General features: G+C 76.4%; 19 protein-coding genes. 10 read left to right on the forward strand and 9 right to left on the reverse strand.

Going from position 1 to position 18,272, the window contains the following annotated elements; all coding sequences use genetic code 11:
• Nucleotides 1-15: 15 nt before the first annotated feature.
• The 3 genes from ACFO3M_RS11925 to ACFO3M_RS11935 all read right to left on the reverse strand — a co-directional run bounded on the left by ACFO3M_RS11925 (nucleotide 16) and on the right by ACFO3M_RS11935 (nucleotide 4,029).
• Entirely contained in the window at nucleotides 16-2,844 is a 2,829-nt protein-coding gene (locus ACFO3M_RS11925) for a vWA domain-containing protein (protein WP_387988809.1), read from the reverse strand.
• Entirely contained in the window at nucleotides 2,841-3,368 is a 528-nt protein-coding gene (locus tag ACFO3M_RS11930; protein ID WP_387988810.1) for a hypothetical protein, read from the reverse strand. The genes ACFO3M_RS11925 and ACFO3M_RS11930 overlap by 4 nt, the downstream gene beginning before the upstream one ends.
• Nucleotides 3,369-3,528: 160 nt before the next feature.
• The gene (locus ACFO3M_RS11935; RefSeq protein WP_387988811.1) at nucleotides 3,529-4,029 is read right to left on the reverse strand and encodes a TerD family protein; all 501 of its coding nucleotides are present in this window, start codon (nucleotides 4,027-4,029) and stop codon (nucleotides 3,529-3,531) included.
• 632 nt (nucleotides 4,030-4,661) lie between these two features.
• Between ACFO3M_RS11935 and ACFO3M_RS11940 the strand changes: the two genes are divergently transcribed.
• Nucleotides 4,662-4,802: a hypothetical protein gene (locus tag ACFO3M_RS11940; RefSeq protein WP_387988812.1), complete on the forward strand. Its 141-nt coding sequence runs from the start codon at nucleotides 4,662-4,664 to the stop codon at nucleotides 4,800-4,802.
• Nucleotides 4,803-4,853: 51 nt separating this feature from the next.
• Here the strand turns inward: ACFO3M_RS11940 and ACFO3M_RS11945 are convergent, their stop codons facing one another.
• Nucleotides 4,854-7,046: an MMPL family transporter gene (locus ACFO3M_RS11945; RefSeq protein WP_387988813.1), complete on the reverse strand. Its 2,193-nt coding sequence runs from the start codon at nucleotides 7,044-7,046 to the stop codon at nucleotides 4,854-4,856.
• Between the two features lie 103 nt (nucleotides 7,047-7,149).
• On the opposite strand from ACFO3M_RS11945, the gene ACFO3M_RS11950 reads away from it, so the two are divergent.
• The 3 genes from ACFO3M_RS11950 (at nucleotide 7,150) to ACFO3M_RS11960 (ending at nucleotide 9,508) form a co-directional block, all read left to right on the forward strand.
• Entirely contained in the window at nucleotides 7,150-7,881 is a 732-nt protein-coding gene (locus tag ACFO3M_RS11950) for a TetR/AcrR family transcriptional regulator (RefSeq protein WP_387988814.1), read from the forward strand.
• A gap of 100 nt (nucleotides 7,882-7,981) precedes the next feature.
• Nucleotides 7,982-8,962 carry a ferritin-like domain-containing protein gene (locus ACFO3M_RS11955; RefSeq protein ID WP_387988815.1) on the forward strand — a complete coding sequence of 327 codons (981 nt, stop codon included), beginning with the start codon at nucleotides 7,982-7,984 and terminating at the stop codon, nucleotides 8,960-8,962.
• Between the two features lie 120 nt (nucleotides 8,963-9,082).
• A complete protein-coding gene (locus ACFO3M_RS11960) occupies nucleotides 9,083-9,508 on the forward strand; it encodes a hypothetical protein (protein WP_387988816.1) in 426 nt (141 codons plus the stop codon).
• Between the two features lie 94 nt (nucleotides 9,509-9,602).
• Here the strand turns inward: ACFO3M_RS11960 and ACFO3M_RS11965 are convergent, their stop codons facing one another.
• Nucleotides 9,603-9,839 carry a DUF427 domain-containing protein gene (locus ACFO3M_RS11965; RefSeq protein WP_387988817.1) on the reverse strand — a complete coding sequence of 79 codons (237 nt, stop codon included), beginning with the start codon at nucleotides 9,837-9,839 and terminating at the stop codon, nucleotides 9,603-9,605.
• 120 nt (nucleotides 9,840-9,959) lie between these two features.
• Between ACFO3M_RS11965 and ACFO3M_RS11970 the strand changes: the two genes are divergently transcribed.
• Nucleotides 9,960-10,211, forward strand: a complete 252-nt coding sequence (locus ACFO3M_RS11970; protein ID WP_387988818.1) for a hypothetical protein — start codon at nucleotides 9,960-9,962, stop codon at nucleotides 10,209-10,211.
• A 114-nt stretch (nucleotides 10,212-10,325) separates the two neighbouring features.
• Nucleotides 10,326-10,955, forward strand: coding sequence for an LppU/SCO3897 family protein (locus tag ACFO3M_RS11975; RefSeq protein ID WP_387988819.1), 630 nt, complete (start codon nucleotides 10,326-10,328; stop codon nucleotides 10,953-10,955).
• Between the two features lie 57 nt (nucleotides 10,956-11,012).
• Here ACFO3M_RS11975 and ACFO3M_RS11980 read toward each other — a convergent pair whose 3' ends face one another.
• Nucleotides 11,013-11,396 (reverse strand): PaaI family thioesterase, encoded by a 384-nt coding sequence (locus ACFO3M_RS11980; RefSeq protein ID WP_387988820.1) that lies wholly within the window; start codon nucleotides 11,394-11,396, stop codon nucleotides 11,013-11,015.
• A gap of 81 nt (nucleotides 11,397-11,477) precedes the next feature.
• Between ACFO3M_RS11980 and ACFO3M_RS11985 the strand changes: the two genes are divergently transcribed.
• Nucleotides 11,478-12,029, forward strand: coding sequence for a DM13 domain-containing protein (locus tag ACFO3M_RS11985; protein WP_387988821.1), 552 nt, complete (start codon nucleotides 11,478-11,480; stop codon nucleotides 12,027-12,029).
• Between the two features lie 7 nt (nucleotides 12,030-12,036).
• Here the strand turns inward: ACFO3M_RS11985 and ACFO3M_RS11990 are convergent, their stop codons facing one another.
• Genes ACFO3M_RS11990 through ACFO3M_RS12000 form a run of 3 tightly spaced genes read right to left on the reverse strand, consistent with a single transcriptional unit; the run spans nucleotide 12,037 to nucleotide 14,397 of the window.
• Entirely contained in the window at nucleotides 12,037-12,483 is a 447-nt protein-coding gene (locus ACFO3M_RS11990; protein WP_387988822.1) for a GNAT family N-acetyltransferase, read from the reverse strand.
• Nucleotides 12,484-12,502: 19 nt separating this feature from the next.
• Entirely contained in the window at nucleotides 12,503-13,366 is an 864-nt protein-coding gene (locus ACFO3M_RS11995; RefSeq protein ID WP_387988823.1) for an ABC transporter permease, read from the reverse strand.
• Nucleotides 13,363-14,397, reverse strand: coding sequence for an ATP-binding cassette domain-containing protein (locus ACFO3M_RS12000; RefSeq protein ID WP_387988824.1), 1,035 nt, complete (start codon nucleotides 14,395-14,397; stop codon nucleotides 13,363-13,365). Before ACFO3M_RS12000 ends, ACFO3M_RS11995 begins: the two co-directional genes overlap by 4 nt.
• A 172-nt stretch (nucleotides 14,398-14,569) precedes the next feature.
• Here ACFO3M_RS12000 and ACFO3M_RS12005 point away from each other — a divergent pair, with 172 nt between their 5' ends.
• The 3 genes from ACFO3M_RS12005 to ACFO3M_RS12015 all read left to right on the forward strand — a co-directional run bounded on the left by ACFO3M_RS12005 (nucleotide 14,570) and on the right by ACFO3M_RS12015 (nucleotide 18,248).
• Nucleotides 14,570-15,592 carry an iron ABC transporter substrate-binding protein gene (locus ACFO3M_RS12005; protein ID WP_387988825.1) on the forward strand — a complete coding sequence of 341 codons (1,023 nt, stop codon included), beginning with the start codon at nucleotides 14,570-14,572 and terminating at the stop codon, nucleotides 15,590-15,592.
• 92 nt (nucleotides 15,593-15,684) lie between these two features.
• Nucleotides 15,685-17,187: an ABC transporter permease gene (locus tag ACFO3M_RS12010; protein ID WP_387988826.1), complete on the forward strand. Its 1,503-nt coding sequence runs from the start codon at nucleotides 15,685-15,687 to the stop codon at nucleotides 17,185-17,187.
• Nucleotides 17,184-18,248: an ABC transporter ATP-binding protein gene (locus ACFO3M_RS12015; protein WP_387988827.1), complete on the forward strand. Its 1,065-nt coding sequence runs from the start codon at nucleotides 17,184-17,186 to the stop codon at nucleotides 18,246-18,248. The genes ACFO3M_RS12010 and ACFO3M_RS12015 overlap by 4 nt, the downstream gene beginning before the upstream one ends.
• Nucleotides 18,249-18,272 lie beyond the last annotated feature (24 nt).

The following is an 18,272-nucleotide window of genomic DNA, read 5'->3' on the forward strand; positions in this document are numbered from 1 at the left end:
GGGTGCGTGGCGCCGTCAGCGCCGGAACGGGTCGGAGGAGGGGGACGGCCACGGGGAGCCGCCGCCCCCGGCGAACGGGTCGCGCGCCGGCGGTGCCGGCGACGCCGGGGTCGCCGGGGTCGCCGGCGGCCACGAGCCGCCCCCGCCCGGCCACGCCGGCGCGGGGCTGCCACCGAACGGGTCCGGCGCCGGGCCGCCGCCGGGCGGGGTGCTCCCGCCGGAGGGGCCGCCGAACGGGTCCGGCGGGGGCGGGGGAGCCGTCGGGGCGTCGGCGCTCTCCCGGGCCGCGGCCCGCAGGCTGTCGACGGCGCCGGGGCCCTCCGCGCGGACACGGGACAGCAGTGCCTCCCGCTGCTCCGCGGTGGCCACCGCGTCGACGACGAGCAGCAGTCGGGCGGGGACCTCGGCGGCGTCGGAGGCCGCCGTCGCCCGGTCCAGCAGCAGCGTCCAGCTGCCGGCCAGGGCCAGCGGCAGCCGCGCGGCGAGCGACTTCGGCGCCCGGCCGCCCGGCGCGCCGGACACGCCGACCCGCGCCGGGTCCTCGACCTCGGCGTAGCCCGCCTCGGTGAGCTTCACGCCGGCGCGGGCCCGCACCGGGACGCCCGAGAGGACGGCCTGCTTGCGGCCGCCGCCGGGCGGCGGGACCGGGTCCCACGTGCGGTCCGGCGCGGCGCCGGACAGCCCGCCCGGGCCCACCCGCACGTCCAGCAGCGTCGACTGCAGCGGCTTGTCGGGCAGCTTGGCGGCGATCCGGCGGCCGAGGAGGAACACCAGCACCGGCAGGCCGATGCCGACGACGAGCGCGGCGAGGAAGACACCGATGAGCACGCCGGTGTCGGCCGGGCGGACAAGCTCGGCGGCGTAGGCCACCCGCACGTCGACCGCGCGGGCCTCGCGCTCGTCGGCGTCGACGCCCTCGGGCGCGGCGCGCAGCACCAGGTCGCCCTGCAGGTCACCGGCCTCGACGACGCCGCTCTCCAGCTGCACGGTCAGCTCCCCGGTGTCGCCCTCGGCGACCTCCAGGCACTCCTCCGCGCTGCCGTGCGGCGAGGTCGCGGTGACCTCGTCGACCCCGGCGGGGTGGACGTCGAGCGTCGCGGACCCCACCCACACGCAGCCGGGGCCGGTGACCGGGATCGTCACGGTGTCGCTGGGCTCGGTGCCCTCCAGCCGGCCGAAGTCGACCGGGTCGGCGGAGACGGCTGGGAAGCCCAGCGGCGGGAGGACGTCGACCTGCGCGGTGCGCACCTGCGGCTGCAGCACCTGGCCGCTGACCGTGGTGACCGCGAGCGAGGTGCGCAGCTCGGCGGGGCCCGGCGGGAAGTCCGCGGGCACCGTCAGCCGCACGGCGCCCAGCTGCGGACCGGGGACGGCGGTGGCCAGCACGGCCTCGGTGCCGTCGTCCGCGCGCAGCGCGACGTCGAGGGCGAGGGTGGGCGCCGGGTCGCCGAGCGCGGCCGGTGTCCCGTCCGAGCGGACGAGCGCGAACGACAGCGGTCCGACGTCCTCGCCGACCCGCCACTCGACGGGAGCCCCTGGGCCGACGACCGCGGCCAGGTCGGCCTGGATGGTCAGCTGGGTGCGGGTGACGGCGTCCGGGTTCTGCCCGGTCGGGTCGACGAAGACGACCCGCCAGGGGCCCGACCAGTTGGCGCCGCCGGCCGGGATCGACGCGTCGACCGAGAAGGCGCCGTCGGCGTACCAGGTGTAGTCGAGGCCCACCGCGCCGGCGGGGAGGACGCCCGAGGGCCGGGCGGCGTCGTAGCGCAGCAGCTGCGGCTGCGGCACGCCGGGCGGCTGGACGAAGACGTCGATCCCCGCCGCGTCGGACGTGCCCACGAGGTGGATGGAGGTGATCGAGGCGTCGAGGGTGAAGGTGTGCGCCTGCTGCGGGCAGACCGCGCCCACGCAGACGCCCTTCTCGTCCACCGGCTGCGGCGGGTTGGCCGGGTCGCCCACGGCGTCGAAGGCGAGCACCAGGTCCTGGACGTCGTCGGCGGAGAGGAACAGGCCGTAGGGGGCGGCCTGGCCGCACGGGGACGGCGCGGACTCGGCGATGCTCCCGAGCAGGCCCAGGTCGACGCCGTCGCCGGTCAGGCCCAGCGCGATGAGGAGGATGCGGTCCTCGCGGAGCTGGTCGGCCACGCCGCCGGGCCGGCAGAGGTCGCTCCGGCCGGCCTCGGCCACCTGGGCGGCGGCGTCGTCCGAAGTGATCGGGACGCCCTCCGCGCCGGGGATCGGCAGGGTCTCGCCGTACTGCCGGCGCTCGGCGTCGGTGTCGCGGGCGGACAGCTCGTACTGGCCGTCGGTGAACAGCACCAGCGCCTGGCACGGGCGGGTCGACGCGGGGTCGCGGTGGTCGACCAGCTGCTGGCGGGCCGTGGTCAGCGCCGTCCAGTAGTCGGTCTCGAAGCCGTCGTCGCGGCCGGCGAAGTCCGCGACCGCGGCCGAGGCGTCGGGCAGGGAGCCCTCGGTCAGCGGCGACCAGTCCAGCGCCCCGCGGACCCCGGCGGAGAAGCCGCTGACAGCGAGGTCGACGGTCGCGCCGCTGCGGGCGGCGGTGTCGGCGAGGCGGGCCAGCAGCAGCTGCGCGGCGGCGACCCGGGTGTCGTCGGGGTCGGTGCGGCCGAGGCTGCCGCTCTCGTCCACGAGCAGCAGGACGTCGGCCTGCTGCTGGTCGGCGAGGCAGGCGCCGAGGTCCTGCAGCGCGGCGGTGCCCACGGGGGACGGCGCGGCGGCCGCCGGGACGGCGAGGCCGGTCAGCGCGAGGACGGCGCCGAGGCAGACCAGCAGGAGCGCGGTCGCGCGGCGGGGGAGTGCTGTGTTGATGGCTCGCAGGGTCACGCGAACACCTCGAGGCGGGAGAACCAGTCGGCGAACAGCCAGGCGTGCGCACCGGCGGCGAGCAGGGCGAGGACGACGGTGCCCAGCCGCAGCGCGCTCACCAGGCCGTCGCGGCCGAGGTACCAGGCGGAGGCCCGGCGCCGCGTGTCGGCGAGCGTGGCGGCGATGAGCAGCGCGGCGGCGCCGAAGGTGGCGACCGCCCAGCCGAGGACGTGCCAGCCCCACCCGTCGAGGAACAGCAGCGGCACGGTCACCAGCGGGGCGAGCAGCGCCGCGGCCAGCAGGGCGACCGGCGGCGTCGCCCGCCCGGCCGGCGCCCCGGCGGGCGTCGGACCCCACGGGGAGCCGGTGCCCCCGAGCGGGCCCGGCGCGGGTGCGCCGGGGGACGGGAATCCACCGGGGGACGGGAACCCGCCCGTCGACGGGAACCCGCCGGGCGAGGGGAACCCGCCCGGTGCGGGCGCGTTGCCCGTGGGTCCGGACGGCCAGGCTCCCCAGGGGCCGGCTCCACCGGGGCCGGTCATGCGGCGCTCCCACCGGTCGGCCGCGGGCCTGTGGGCACGCGAGGGACGAGCATCGGTTCCCCCCGTCGGTGGGCCCCACACCGGGGTGCGGGTCGGTCGAGTATCGGTATCGGCCCCGGCGGCGACGCCTGAAGTCGTCCGCGGCCGTGGTCTGTCCCGGTCAGCCCGGGAGGCCCACCGAGCGCAGGAGTCCCGCCCGGCCCTGGGTGAGGCCCTGGCCGATCGCGCGGACCTTCCACTGGCCCGAGCGGCGGTACACCTCGGTCACCAGCAGGCCGGGGGCGTCCGGCAGGTCCTCCACCGGGTAGGCGGCCAGCGGCTCGCCGGACGCGGTGCGCACGGTCGCGGTCAGGCCGGTCAGCGCCCGCGCGCCGGGACCGGGCACGTCCAGCGCGAGGACGACGCCGGCGACGTCGTCCGGGGTGGCGCGCAGGTCGACGAGCACCTCGAAGCGCTCGCGGTCGCCGGTCGACGTCGGGTGCTGCCAGGTGACCTGGTGCGCCGGGCTCAGTGCCCGGCCGCGGTCGTCGCAGGCGACCGCGGTCAGGACGGCGGGCACGCCGGCACCGCGCCAGCCGAGCTCGACCCGCACCTGGGCGGCCGGCTGCTGCGATGCCGAGCGCAGCGGTGCGTTGGCGCCCCGCACCAGCGTGGTCGTCATGCGCGGCGTCCTCCTGTGCAGTGCCGGGCGCTCTCCGCGCCGGCCCCGGGGAGAGTAGGTCGGGAACCGGCCGGTGTCGCTGATCCCGGACGCGCCGTGACCTTCTGGTGTCAGACGGTGAGGCAGGTGGGACGGAGGAGAGGCACGGGGCAGGAGAGGACCCGACCGTCCGTCCTCCTGCCCGTCGTCGACCTGCTGCTGTCTCCGGCCCGCTGAGGCAGCAGCAGGTCGACACCCGGCGCCTGCGCGCCCCGTCAGCGGCCGGTGTGCCGGACGGGGGAACGGGGTGGGTCGATCGGGTGACGTCTCGTCCCACCGGCGCGCCCGGGCCCCCGCCGCGGACGGGGCGCCGTCATCCTCGGCGCCCACCGTCCCGGGAGGTCCCGTTGAGCTCCTCGCACCGCTGTCCCGCGCAGGTCTGCACCTGCCCGCCCGCGTCCCGCCCCGTCGCGACCGCCGTCGTGCGCCGCCGCCCGGGGTGGGGGAGCGGTCCCGCCGCGCCGTCGTCGCCGGCTTCGATGACGGATCGCTGACGAGACGTCACACCCGTCCCACGGGCGGGCACGACGTCGCAGGTGGGTGGCATGTTCTGGCTCCCGGGTCCTGACGGACCCCCGAGCGAGGAGACCCGCGTGCTGTGTGACACCTGCGCCGCCGAGACGCACCCCGGCCCGGTCTGCGCCCGCTGTGCCGCGCTGGCGCAGCTGACCCAGCCGGTGCTGCGGCTGGAGACCCGCCGCCGGCCCCCGGTCCCCCCGGCGCCGGCGCGCTGAGACGCCGCACCGGCTCCGCGGCGGTCCCGCGGAGCCGGTGCGACCCGCACTTCACCCGACGCCGGCCGGCTCCGGCACCCGCGGCGGCGACACCGGGGCGCCCGGGTCCCCGCCGTCGGACTCGCGGATGCCGTACAAGGCGTAGAGCCGGCCCAGCGGCCCCGGCGCCCACCAGTTGGCCCGCCCCAGCAGCCGCATCGTCGCCGGCACCAGCAGGGTCCGGACGACGGTCGCGTCCAGCACGATCGCGATCGCCATCGCGACGCCGATCATCTTGATGAAGGTGATCCCCGAGGTGGAGAACGCCCCGATCACCACGAGCAGCAGCAGCGCCGCGCTGGTGATGATCCCGCCGGTGCGCTGCAGCCCGGTGGCGACGGCGGCGGTGTTGTCGCCGGTTAGGTCGTACTGCTCGCGGATCCGGGACATGAGGAAGACCTCGTAGTCCATCGACAGCCCGAACACGATGGCCAGCACCAGGATCGGCTGGGTCGCCTCGATGAACCCGGTCGGCGTGAAGCCCAGGACGCCGGACAGGTTGCCGTCCTGGAAGACCCACACCAGCGCGCCGAACGAGGCGCCCAGCGACAGGACGTTCACCAGCACCGCCTTGACCGGCAGCACCACCGACCCGAAGGCCAGGAACAGCAGCACGAACGTCGTCGAGACGACGATCAGCGCCATCCACGGCAGCAGCGACCCGAGGCTGTCCAGCAGGTCGGTCATCACCGCGCTCTCGCCGCCGACGAGCACCTCCCCATCCGGCGGGGCGGGCACGTCGCGGACGTCGGCGACCAGCGCGCGGGCGCCGGCGTCGACCGGGTCGCCGTCGTAGGCCACCGCCACCCGCGCGGTCGTGCCGGCCGCGCCGGTCACCGTCGCGCCGTCCACCTCCGGCAGCGCGGCGACGTCGGCCACGTAGGCCTCGAGCGCGGCGGCGCCGGCGGGGGAGTCGACCGGGTCGGGCAGGCCGACCACGGCGGTCACCGGGCCCGACGGCGCCGGTGGGAAGTCGCGGTCGATCGTCTCGGCCACCACCCGGCTCTCCGTGCCGGCGGGCAGCGCGCGGACGTCGATCGCGCCGAACTGCACCCGCAGGAACGGCAGCGCCAGCACCAGCAGCAGCCCGACGACGGCGACGGTCACCACCACCGGCCGGCGCATGACGCCGCGGGCGATGCGCTCCCACGCCCCGCGGCCGGGCGCTTCGTGCCGCGCCCGGCGGCGCCACGGCACCGACAGCGCGTCCACCCGCGTCCCGAGCACCGCCAGCAGCGCGGGCAGCAGGGTCAGCGCGGCGAGCATCGCGACCAGCACCGCGCTCACCCCGCCGAAGCCCATCGAGCGGAGGAACACCTGCGGGAACACCACCAGCCCGGCCAGCGACAGCGCCACGGTGATCCCGGAGACGGCGACCGTGCGGCCCGCCGTCGCCATCGTGCGCGCCAGCGCGTCCTCGACGGTGGCCTGCCGGCGCACCTCCTCGCGGAACCGGCTGACGACGAACAGGCCGTAGTCGATGGCCAGCCCCAGGCCGAGGATCGTCACGATGTTGACCGCGAACACCGACACCTCGGTGAACAGGCTGACCACCCGCAGCGCGGTGAACGCCCCGAGGATCGCGGTGACGCCGATGGCCAGCGGCAGGCTCGCGGCGGCCAGGCTGCCGAACACGACGACGAGCAGCACCGCCAGCACCGGCAGCGAGATCGCCTCGGCGCGGGCGATGTCGGCGCTGACCCGCTCGTTGATGTCGCGCTCCACCGTGGTGGCGCCGCCGATCGACGTCTCCAGGCCGGGCGCGGACAGCCGGTCCTCGACCACGTCGACGGCCGCGGTGCGCGCGTCGGCGTCCCCGGCCAGTTGCAGCACGGCGTAGGTGGAGCGGCGGTCCTCGCTCACCAGCGGCGCGGCGCCGGTGTCGAACCAGGTCGTGGCCCGCTCGACCACGCCGTCGGGGAGCCCGGTCAGGGACGTGGCGACCGCGTCCCGGAAGGCGGGGTCGTCGACGGTCAGGTCGTCGCTGCGGTACAGGACGACGACGTCGGAGGCGTCGCGGCCGAGCTCGCGGACCGCCAGCGCGGCGGCCCGGGCGCTCTCGCTGCCCGGGTCCTCGAAGCCGCCGCCGGTCAGCCGGCCGAAGACGCCCGTGCCCCACACGCCCGCGACGACGACGGCGACGGCGCTGAGCGCCAGCACCCACCGTCGCCGTCGGTACACCACTCGTCCGAGGGCCTCGAACACGGCAGCCCCTCCCTCTCCCGGTAGGCTGGGTGAACACTGTTAGCGAACGGCGATAACTCTGCATACACCGTTCACTGACGTCAACCCCGGGAGGTGGTCGGCCGTGGCGGAGCCGGGAGGCAGGCGCGAGCGGCTGCGCGCCGAGACGCTGCGTGACATCCGGAGCGCGGCCCGCCGCGTGCTGGTCGAGCACGGGCCCGACGGGCTGGCGCTGCGGGCGATCGCGCGCGAGGTGGGGCTGACCGCGCCCGCGCTGTACCGCTACTACGCCAGCCGCGAGGAGCTCGTCGAGCAGGTGGTGGCCGACCTCTACGACGAGCTGTGCGACCACCTCGAGGCCGCGCGCGACGCCGTCGCCCCGCCCCGGCCCGGCGCGCAGCTGCTGGTCACCTCACGCGCCTTCCGTGCGTGGGCGGTCGGCCACCCGCCCGAGTTCGGGCTGCTCTTCGGCTCCGCGGCCGACGGCGTCGTCCCCGACGAGACCGGCGACGGGCCGGCCGCGGTCGCCGGCCGCCGCTTCGGGGGGATCTTCGCCGCCCTCCTGGCGGCCGTGTACCTCCAGCGGCCGTTCCCGGTCCCGGCCGACGCCGACCTCGAGCCCGACTTCCGGGACCAGCTGCGCACCTGGTGCGCCACGTTCCCGGTCGAGCTCCCGCTGGGCGTGATGGCGGTCTTCCTCTCCTGCTGGGTGCGCTTGTACGGACTGGTCTGCATGGAGGTCTTCGGGCACCTGAGGTTCGCCCTGGTCGACGCCGCGCCGCTGTTCGAGGCGGAGATGCGGGCGATCGGGGAGCAACTGGGCATCTCGGCCGACTGGGTGCCGCCGGGGACGTGACGTGCCTCACTGCTAGCAATCCGCTTGCTGTTGTTAGCAGTGTCCGGTGACGGGGCAGGAAGAGGGCGTCAGGCCGTCCCCGATCACTGGAGTCCCCGCCGTGACCGACAACGACAACGCCAAGATCGTCAACCAGCTCCGCGCGCTCGTCCTGCTCAGCCAGACCGAGGAGCAGATCGCCCGCACCCGGGTGCTGCAGGCCCGGACCGACGCCGTCCGCCGCGAGCTGACCCAGAACGCCGACAACGCCGCCGAGCGGACCCGCCTGATCACCGCCGAGCTGCGCGAGCTCGGCGGCGTGCCGGACGTCGTGACCCCGAGCCTCGGCCGGCTGGGCGCCGTCCTCAAGGCCACCTTCGAGCAGGCCGCGCCCATCGAGGAGGCGCTGCTGCAGGACCTCGTGCTCGAGCACCAGCTGCTCGACCGCGCCCTGTACCTCAAGGTGCTCGGCCAGAAGGCCGGCCTCGAGAAGGTCGTGCGGCTCGCCGAGGGCCTGGTCACCGCCCACGAGGCGACCGTCGACTGGCTGCGCGTCGTGCTGGCCGAGGAGGCGCTGGGCGGGCCCGCCGCGCTGCGGCCCACGCCCTTCCAGCAGGTCGCCGGCGCCGCGAGCCGCGCCGTCGTCGCCCCGTACCGCTTCGTCGCCAGCCGGGTGAACGAGGCCCTGGACACCGCCGAGCAGCGGCGGCAGAAGGTCGGCGAGGAGATCGGGCAGGCCGCCAGCAAGGCCAGCGGCTTCGCGGGCGCCGTCCGCGAGACCCTGGGGGCCGGCCGGAGCGCCGCGCTGCGCCGGGCCGAGCGGGTCGCCGACCGCGAGGGCAACCGCGAGGCCGCCGACGCCGCCCGGGCCGCCCGCGAGGAGCTCGGCGACGTCTCCGCCGACGAGCTGCCCGTCAAGGGCTTCGACTCGCTGTCGACCCCGGACGCCGCCGAGGCCGCCAAGGCCCTGCGCGACCCGCGCCAGATCAACGTGCTCATCCGGTACGAGGAGACGCACAAGAACCGGTCGGACGTGATCAGCGCCGCGCAGGTGGCGCTGGCCGCGGTGGCCAAGGAGGCCGTGGGCGTCGAGGACGAGTGACGCCGGGCTGACACGCTCCGGAGGGCCCGCACCCACCCTGGGTGCGGGCCCTCCGCTGACCGGGGGAGATCCGCGTCGCAGCCGGTCGCGACCGTCCGGTTCCTCGGGGAAGGTGGGGGCATGCAGATCACTCCCGAGGCCCTGGAGCAGGAGTTCTCGCTCCAGACGGCCGCCACCCGCCTCGACTTCCTCAGCCGGCGGGACTCCGGGGCGACGACGCTCAACACCGTCCGTGACCGGAACGACGACGACTGGGCCTCGCTGCTGAGCGAGCAGACCTCTCTCGACGTGCCGGAGTCCCTGGAGATCCTCGCGCTCGGCGAGGTCATCGCCCGCAAGGCCCACGACAGCCAGCTGATCGGCTTCCGCGCCGCGCTGCGCGGCGGGGCGAGCTGGGAGCAGATCGCCGCGGCACTGGGCGTCACCCCGGACCAGGCCTGGGAGGCCTACCACCGGGCCATCGAGCGCCAGGAGCGCAGCGCCGACCTCGCGCCCGACGAGGCCGCCTCCGCCCGCGAGCTCGCCGGCGGACGCCCCGGCGCCTGATCGACCGCCGCGAGGGCCCGGCCGCCGCGGCGGCCGGGCCCTCGGCGCGTCAGCGGACCTCGACGCCCCGCCAGAAGGCCACCCGGCCGGTGATCTACCTCGCCGCGTCCTCCGGCTCGGGGTAGTACCAGGCCGCGTCGGGGTTGGTCCGCCCGTCGACCTCGAGGGAGAAGTAGGAGGCCCGGCCCTTCCACGGGCAGGTGGTGTGCGTCGCCGACGGGCGCAGCACGTCCTCGCGCACCGACTCGCGCGGGAAGTAGGCGTTGCCCTCGACGACGACGACGTCGTCGGACTCCGCGACGACGGTCCCGTTCCACGTGGCTGTGGTCATGCCGCGATCGTGCCGCCCGCCGCCGCGTCCCGCAGGCGTACCGGCGGGCCGGCTGGGCATGTGTGGGGAGAGAGGGCGCAGCACACGCCGCCCCGTCCGTCCTGCACGAGGAGCCCGCCCATGTCCCAGGCCGCCCGTCCGCCCGACCCCGACGACGCGCGGCGGGGCATGCAGCCGCGGCCCAAGCGCGGCCGGGCGATGTTCTTCGGGACCTTCCTCGGCCTGATCGTGCTGGTGTTCGCCTTCATCCTGCTGGTCAGCCAGTGCGGCACCGGGGACGACGACGAGGTGTACGAGGACGACCCGTCCGGCGCCCCCGCGAGCGTCAGCGTCGTGCTCGAGGACCCCGTCCCTGCCCCGGTCGCGACCTGACCCGCGCGGGGGATGCCGCGGCGCGTCCTCCTGACCAGCGCGTTCGCCGTGTGTGAGGGTGCCCGTCGGACCGCGTGCCACCCCGGCGCCGGTCGGAGCACCGAGGAGCACGTGATGACGAACCCGGGACAGCCCGGCACCCCGCCGCCGGCAGGGGGCCCGCAGCCCGGCCGGCCCGTCCCGCCGCAGGGCGCCCCGCAGCCGGGGGGTTGGCAGCCGCCCGCCGGCGGTCCGCCGCAGCCCGGCGCGTGGGGGCAGCCCCACACCGGCCAGCCGCCGTACGGCCAGCCCGGCCAGCCGCCGTTCGCTCAGGCCCAGCCCGGTCAGCCCGCGTTCGGCCAGCCCGGCGTCCCGGGGCAGTTCGGTCCCGGCCGGCCCGGTCAGCCGGGTCCCTCCGGCGGCCCGGCGCCGGCCGGGAAGCCGGGCAAGGGCAGGAGGATCGGCAGCGTCGTCGCCGCGGTCGCCGTCGCGGGCGGCATCGCCGCGTTCCGCTTCGTCGACTTCGGCGCCCCCGAGGTCGGCGACTGCGTCCAGTCCACCGGCTCGTCGGAGGTCGACGTCGTCGACTGCGACGACCCGGCGGCCGAGCTCCGGGTGGTCGGCGTCGAGGAGGAGGAGCAGACGGAGAGCGAGTACCTCGCCGACCCCGACACCTGCATCGACTTCGCCTCGGCCACCGAGGCGCTCTGGTACGGCAACACCGGCGACGAGGGCACGGTCTACTGCCTCGAGCCCGTCGCCTGATCCGAGCTCCCCACCCGAGCGCCCCGCCGGCCCGGCCGGCGGGGCGCTCGTGCGTTCTCAGCGCTCGAGCAGCGCGAACGTCGCGACGGCGTGCGCCAGCGCCCTGCCCTCCTGCTCGACGTCGGCCTCGCAGATGGTCAGGTGCTCGCCGCGCGTGCGCACCCGGCCGCGGACCTCGAGCGGGCCGGGCCTGCCCGGGCGCAGGTAGGTGACGGTGAGCTGACTGGTCGCGGGCACCTCGCCGTCGCCGGTGGTGCTGCGCACCGCCTGGCCCATCACCGTGTCCACCAGCGTCGCGACGACGCCGCCGTGCAGCGTGCCCGCCGGGTTCAGGTGCTCGTCGCGGACCTCGAACGCCAGCGTCGCGGCGCCGTCGCCGGCGTCCTCCACCGTCGCACCGAGCCGTCCGGCGAACCCGCCGGGGGTCCCGTCGTCTGCCATGGGGCGCGCGGTACCCGCTCACCGGGCAGCCACGCCCGCGGAGCCCCACGGTCGGCGGGGCCGCGGCTAGGGTCCGCCGCCGTGGCAGCGCGGCGGAGGACCTGGATCTGGTTGGCGGCGGCGGTCGTGGTGGTGGCGCTGGCCGCCGTCACGCTCGTCTGGTTCCAGCCGCAGAAGCTCTTCTACGACGACCGGGTGGACGAGAGCCTGCCGTCGGCGGCCGCGGCGGAGACCCCGGGGACCGGCGGCGGGGCAGCGGTCGTCACCGTGGCGCCGCCCGGGCCGGTCGACCTCGCCACCGGCACGTTCGTCTCCCGCGAGCACGAGACCGTCGGCACCGCGCGGGTGGTGCGGCTCCCCGACGGGCAGGTCGTCGTCCGGCTGGAGGGCTTCGAGACCTCCAACGGCCCGGCGCTGTACGTGTACCTGTCGCAGAACCCGGCCACCGGCGAGGAGGCCGCCTTCGACGCGGAGTTCGTCGACCTCGGGCCGCTCAAGGGCAACGTCGGCGACCAGAACTACGCCGTGCCCGCGGGGGTCGACGCGACCGGCTGGACGAGCGTCGTCATCTGGTGCGACCGGTTCGACGCCGCGTTCGGCGCCGCCGACCTGGCACCGGCGACGGCGGTCTGAGCGCGGGTCAGGCCGGCTCGCGGCGCATCGGCACGTGCGGGATGCCGTCCTCGACGTAGCCGGGCCCGCTGAGCCGGAAGCCGAAGCGCTCGTACCAGCCCTGCAGGTGCGCCTGCGCGCCCAGCGTGATCGGGGCGCCCGCGCACAGCTCGATCCCGGCCTCGATCAGCCGCGCGGCCAGTCCCCGCCCGCGCGCGGAGGCGGCGGTGGCGACCCGGCCGATCGCCCGGCTCGCGCCGTCGTCGAGGACGCGGATCGTGGCCAGCACCTCGCCGTCCTCCTCGAACCACAGGTGGCGCGTGGCCGGCTCGGTGTCCCGGCCGTCGAGCTCGGGGTACGGGCACTCCTGCTCGACGACGAAGACGTCGACCCGCAACCGGCAGAGGGCGTACACCTCGAACGGGGTGAGCTCGGCGAAGGGTGCGGTGCGGAGGATCGGCTGCGAGTCGGGCACCCTCCCGTTGTAGCCGACGTCAGTTGCGGGTGCGGTAGCGGCGCATCGTCAGCGGGCCGAGGACGGCCACCAGCACGGCCGCCCACACCAGCACGAGGACGACGTCGGAGCCGGCGACCTCGCCGTGCACCAGCCCGCGCACCGCGCTGACCAGGTGGCTGACCGGGTTGACCTCGACGACGGCCTGCAGCCAGCCGGGCATCGTGGCGGGGTCGACGAAGATGTTGCTGCCGAACGTCAGCGGCGTGATGACCAGCATGCTCCAGCCCATGACCGCGTTCGGCGTGCGCACGACCAGCGCCAGGTAGGTCCAGATCCAGCCGAGCGCGAAGGCGAAGACCAGCAGCAGCGCCACGGCCGCCAGCACCCCGCCCGGCCCGCCCTGCGGCCGGAACCCGAGCGCGAGGCCCAGGCCGACGACCACCGCCGAGGCCAGGGTGAACCGGACGACGTCGCCGAGCAGCGCGCCGACCAGCGCGCTGGGCCGCCAGACCGGCAGCGAGCGGATGCGGTCGAAGACGCCCTTCTCGATGTCGGTGTTGAGCGCCACCCCGGTGTACATCGTGATCATGAGGATGCTCTGCACGAGGATCCCGGGCAGGAAGAACTGCAGGTAGCGGTCGACCGAGCCGGCCAGGGCGCCGCCGAACAGGTACGTGAAGATCAGCGTGAGCATCACCGGGAAGACGGTGACGTCGAACAGCTGCTCCGGGACGTACTTGATCCGCAGCAGGGTGCGCCGGCCGAAGGTCGCCGACGCCGCCAGCGGGCCCTGCGGCCGCGGGCGCTCCGCGGAGCCGAGGGCGGCGAGGACCGCGTCGGTGTCCGGGGCCGTGACCTCGGCGGAGGCGGTCGCGGCCGACGGGCTGTCGAGGGTGGTCATCGCGGGTCCTCCGGGTCGGGGGCGGACGGAGCGGCGGTCTCGGCGGGCCGGCCGGTGAGGGCGAGGAAGACCTCGTCGAGGCTCGGCTGCCCGAGGGCGAACTGGGCCAGCGGGATGCCGGCGGCCTCCAGCTCGGTGAGCGCCCGGGCGGCCGGCCCGGCGTCGGGCACGGCGGCGGTGAGGGCCGCCGGGTCGCCGTCCTCGGTCACCGGCACGGCCAGCACCCGCTCGAGCAGCTCGCGGGCCGCGCCCCGGCGGGCCGGGTCGCCGACCCGCACGTGCAGCGTGCCCGACCCCACCGACGCTTTCAGCTCACCCGGCGTGCCCTCGGCGATGACGCGGCCGGCGTCGATGACGGAGATGCGGTCGGCGAGCTGGTCGGCCTCGTCGAGGTACTGGGTGGTCAGCAGCACCGTCGTCCCGCCGCGGACCAGTGCCCGCACGACGTCCCACACCTGGTTGCGGCTGCGCGGGTCCAGGCCGGTGGTCGGCTCGTCGAGGAAGATCAGGTCCGGCCGGACGACGATGCTCGCGGCGATGTCGATCCGCCGCCGCATGCCGCCGGAGTAGTTCTTCACCTGCTTGCCCGCGGCCTCGGTGAGGCCGAACGCCGACAGCAGCTGGTCGGTGCGCTGGCGGGCGGCGGCCCGCGAGTAGCCGAGCAGCCGGGCGAGCAGCAGCAGGTTCTCCGCGCCGCTGAGCACCTCGTCCAGGGAGGCGAACTGGCCGGTCAGGCTCACCCGCCCGCGGACGGCGTCGGCGTCGGTGACGACGTCGTGGCCGAACACCCGGGCGGTGCCGCCGTCGGGCGGGAGCAGGGTGGCCAGCATGCGGATCGTCGTCGTCTTGCCGGCCCCGTTGGGGCCGAGGAAGCCGTGCACGCCGCCCCGCGGGATCAGCAGGTCGACCCCGGCGACCGCCGTCGTGGTGCCGAAGCGCTTGACCAGGCCCACGGCCTCGATCGCCGGGACACCGTCGCTCCCGGGCGCCCGCCCACCGACCGGCGCCGCATCACCGACGTACGCGGTCACGTGCCCCACCCCCTGCTCCCGAGTCGGGTGCCCGCACGGTCCCGCGCGGGTCTGACGCTTCCGACCGGGGAGGGAGGAGGGACTCATCGGTCCCCCTGCCCGTCAGCGCATCTGGTTAGGTGTGCCTACCCTGGCTGTCGACCCCAGCCGTGCACGTCTTCCTGGAGGACCCGTGACCACGCCCGGGCGGGCCACCGCCGCCGTCCTGACCGCCGTCTGCCTGTCCGGCGCGCTGGCCGCCTGCGGGAGCGCCGGGGCGTCGGACGCGGAGACGCTCACGGTGTACAGCGCCCAGCACGAGAGCCTGGTGCGCACGATGCTCGAGGGCTTCACCGAGGAGACGGGCATCGAGGTGGAGTTCCGCGACGGCAACGACGCGGAGCTGGCCAACCAGATCGTGCAGGAGGGCGACGCCTCGCCCGCCGACGTCTTCCTCACCGAGAACAGCCCGTCGATCGCCGTCCTCGACCGCGAGGGCCTGCTCGCGCCGCTCGAGCAGGGGACCCTGGACCAGGTCGGTGCGCAGTTCCGCCCGTCGTCGGGGACCTGGACCGGCTTCGCCGCCCGCTCGACGGTGCTGGTGTACGACCCCACCGCGCTGCCGGAGGACCAGCTGCCGGAGTCGATCCTGGACCTGGCCGACCCGGCGTGGGAGGGCCGCATCGGCATCGCGGCCGGGGGTGCGGACTTCCAGGCGATCGTCGCCGCGGTGCTGGCGCTGCGCGGCGAGGACGCCACCCGGGCGTGGCTGGAGGGGCTCGAGCGCAACGCCGGCGTCTACCAGAGCAACACCGCCGTGATGGTGGCCGCCGACGAGGGCGAGATCGACGCCGGCGTCATGTACCACTACTACTGGTACCGCGACCAGGCCGAGGGCGGTCTGAAGGGTGACGACGCCCGGCTGCACCTCTTCGGGAACCAGGACCCGGGCGCCTTCCTCAGCGTCTCCGGGGCCGGCGTCCTCGCCTCGTCGGACCAGCCCGACGACGCCCAGCGGCTGGTCGCCTGGCTGACCGGCCGGGAGGCGCAGGAGCGGCTGGCCGAGAGCACCGCCCTGGAGTACGCGGTCGGCACCGGGGTCGCCTCCGCCGAGGCGCTGCCGCCGCTGGACACCCTCGGCGCGCCGGCGGTCGACCCCGGCTCGCTGGACCAGGAGCGGGTCACCGAGCTCATGCAGGAGGTGGGCCTGCTCTGAGCGCCTCCCCGGTCCCCGCCCGTCCGCGCCCCGCGGCGCCCGCGACGCCGGCGTCGCGGGGCCGGCGCGCGTCCCGGGCCCGGCGCGCGCCGGTGACGGTGGCGCTGGCCGTCGCCGTGGCGGCGCTCGCGCTGCTGCCCCTCGTGCACATCGCGGTCGCCGTCGCCGAGGTCGGGTGGGGCGGCGTGGCGGAGCTGGTCCTCCGGCCGCGGGTCGCCGAGCTGCTGGGCAACACCGTCCGGCTGGTCGCCGGCTCGGTCGCGGTGTGCGTCGTGCTCGGCGTGGGCGCGGCCTGGCTGGTCGAGCGCACCGCGCTGCCCGGCCGCCGGGTGTGGCACGTGCTGATGGTCGCGCCGCTGGCCCTGCCCGCGTTCGTCACCGGCTCGGCGTGGATCTCCCTGCTACCCGGGCTGGACACGTACGGCGGCGCGCTGCTGGTCGTCTCACTGGCCTACTTCCCGTTCGTGTACCTGCCCGCGGTCGCCGCCCTCCGCGGCACCGACCCGGCGCTCGAGGAGACCGCGCGGGGCCTGGGCCTGTCGGGCTGGGCGGTGTTCCGGCGGGTGCAGCTGCCCCAGCTGCGGGTGGCGGTGCTCGGCGGGGCGCTGCTGGTCGCCCTGCACGTGCTGGCCGAGTTCGGCGCCCTGGCGATGCTGCGCTACCCGACCTTCACGACGGCGGTCTACGACCAGTACCGCGCCACCTTCAACGGGCCGGCCGCCACCATGCTCGCGGGCGTCCTCGTGCTGCTGTGCCTGGTGCTGCTGGTGGCCGAGATCCGGCTGCGCGGCGCCCGCGGCTACGCCCGCACCGGGGCCGGCGCCGCCCGCCGGCCGCGCCCGGTCCGGCTCGGGCTGCTCACCGGGCCGGTGCTGCTGGCCCTCGCAGCGCTGGTGGGCCTCTCGCTGGTCGTCCCGGTCGCCGCGCTCGCGTCCTGGTTCCTCACCGGCGCCTCGGCGCGGATCGACTGGGCGGCCCTGGCCACCACCACCGGGACGACGCTCGCGCTGGCCGCCGCGGCCGCGGCCGTCACCACCGCACTGGCCCTGTCGACCGGCTGGCTCGCCGTGCGCCGCCGCGGGCCGCTCGCCACCGTGCTCGAGCGCACCACCTACCTGGGCAGCGCCGTGCCGGCGATCGTCGTCGCGCTGGCGCTGGTCACGGTGAGCATCCGGGTGGTGCCGGCGCTCTACCAGACCGTCCCGGTGCTGCTGGCCGCCTACGCGATCCTCTTCCTGCCCCGGGCGATCGTCACGGTGCGCGCGGCGGTGGAGCAGTCGCCGCCGGTGCACGACGACGTCGCGGCCTCCCTCGGCGCCTCCGCACCGGCCCGGCTCTGGCGCGTGACCCTCCCGCTGCTGGCCCCGGGGATCGGCGCGGGCGCGGCGCTGGTGTTCCTCGCGGTGGTCACCGAGCTCACCGCCACCCTGCTGCTCGCCCCCACCGGCACCCGGACCCTCGCGACGGCGTTCTGGTCGGCCAGCAGCGCCCTGGAGTACGGCGCCGCCGCTCCCTACGCCGTCGTCATGGTCCTGCTCTCGGCACCGGCCACGGTGCTGCTCTCCCGAGACGTCCGACGAGGTCTGACCACATGAGCGCGCTGACCGTCACCGGCCTGGCGAAGTCCTACGGCCGCACCCCCGTGCTCACCGGGGTGGACCTGCACGTCCCCACCGGGACGACGACCGCACTGCTGGGTCCCTCCGGCTGCGGGAAGACGACGCTGCTGCGCATCGTCGCCGGCTTCGACGACCCCGACGCCGGGACCGTCGAGCTGGGCGGCCGGGTGGTGTCCGGGGCGGGCCGCACGGTGCCCGCCCGCCGGCGCGGCATCGGGTTCGTGCCCCAGGAGGGCGGGCTGTTCCCGCACCTGAGCGTGGCGGGCAACGTCGCCTTCGGCCTGCCCCGCCGGCTGCGCCGCGACCGGGTGCGGATCGCCGGGCTGCTCGCCCTCGTCGGCCTCGACGCCGCGCTCGCCGGCCGCGCGCCGCACCAGCTCTCCGGCGGCCAGCAGCAGCGGGTGGCGCTGGCCCGGGCCCTGGCGCCCGAGCCGTCGCTGGTCCTGCTCGACGAGCCGTTCTCGTCCCTCGACGCCGCGCTGCGGGAGGACACCCGGCGGGCCGTCGTCGAGGCGCTGCGGGCCACCGGCGCGACCGCCGTGCTGGTCACGCACGACCAGGCGGAGGCGCTGTCGACCGCCGACCAGGTGGCGGTCCTGCGCGGCGGGACGCTCGCCCAGCTGGCCGATCCGCGCACGCTCTACCGCGACCCGCGCGACCTGGACGTGGCCGCCTTCGTCGGCGAGGCCGTGGTGCTCGACGGCGTCGCCGCGGGGGGTCGGGTGGCCTCGGAGCTGGGCGAGCTGGTGCTGGCCCGGCCCTGCCCGGACGGCCCGGTCCGGGTGCTGCTCCGTCCCGAGCAGCTGCGGCTGACGACCGGTCCCGGCGCCCGGGTGCGCGACGTCGACTTCTACGGGCACGACGCGCGCGTCGAGCTGGAGCTGCCGTCGGGCCGGCGGGTGAGCGCGCGCACCGAGGGCGCGGACCTGCCGCTGCGCGGCGCGGAGGTCACCGTCACCGTGCAGGGGACGGCGGTGCCGTTCCCGGTGCCTCCGGTCGCGCCGCCGCCGGTCCCGCGGGCCCCGGCCGCTGCCTGACCCTGGGCGCCGGCTGTGGGTTAG

It is taken from the genome of Geodermatophilus arenarius, from assembly GCF_042654585.1.
In the GTDB taxonomy this organism is placed as follows: Bacteria; Actinomycetota; Actinomycetes; order Mycobacteriales; family Geodermatophilaceae; genus Geodermatophilus; species Geodermatophilus arenarius.

What these genes read in the sequence shown, in the direction of transcription:
- ACFO3M_RS11980 (WP_387988820.1), bottom strand. Translation starts at nt 11,396, where the DNA reads ATGGCAGACGACGGGACCCCCGGCGGGTTCGCCGGACGGCTCGGTGCG.
- ACFO3M_RS11965 (WP_387988817.1), bottom strand. Translation starts at nt 9,839, where the DNA reads ATGACCACAGCCACGTGGAACGGGACCGTCGTCGCGGAGTCCGACGAC.
- ACFO3M_RS11935 (WP_387988811.1), bottom strand. Translation starts at nt 4,029, where the DNA reads ATGACGACCACGCTGGTGCGGGGCGCCAACGCACCGCTGCGCTCGGCA.
- ACFO3M_RS11930 (WP_387988810.1), bottom strand. Translation starts at nt 3,368, where the DNA reads ATGACCGGCCCCGGTGGAGCCGGCCCCTGGGGAGCCTGGCCGTCCGGA.
- ACFO3M_RS11960 (WP_387988816.1), top strand. Translation starts at nt 9,083, where the DNA reads ATGCAGATCACTCCCGAGGCCCTGGAGCAGGAGTTCTCGCTCCAGACG.
- ACFO3M_RS12015 (WP_387988827.1), top strand. Translation starts at nt 17,184, where the DNA reads ATGAGCGCGCTGACCGTCACCGGCCTGGCGAAGTCCTACGGCCGCACC.
- ACFO3M_RS11995 (WP_387988823.1), bottom strand. Translation starts at nt 13,366, where the DNA reads ATGACCACCCTCGACAGCCCGTCGGCCGCGACCGCCTCCGCCGAGGTC.
- ACFO3M_RS11975 (WP_387988819.1), top strand. Translation starts at nt 10,326, where the DNA reads ATGACGAACCCGGGACAGCCCGGCACCCCGCCGCCGGCAGGGGGCCCG.
- ACFO3M_RS11970 (WP_387988818.1), top strand. Translation starts at nt 9,960, where the DNA reads ATGTCCCAGGCCGCCCGTCCGCCCGACCCCGACGACGCGCGGCGGGGC.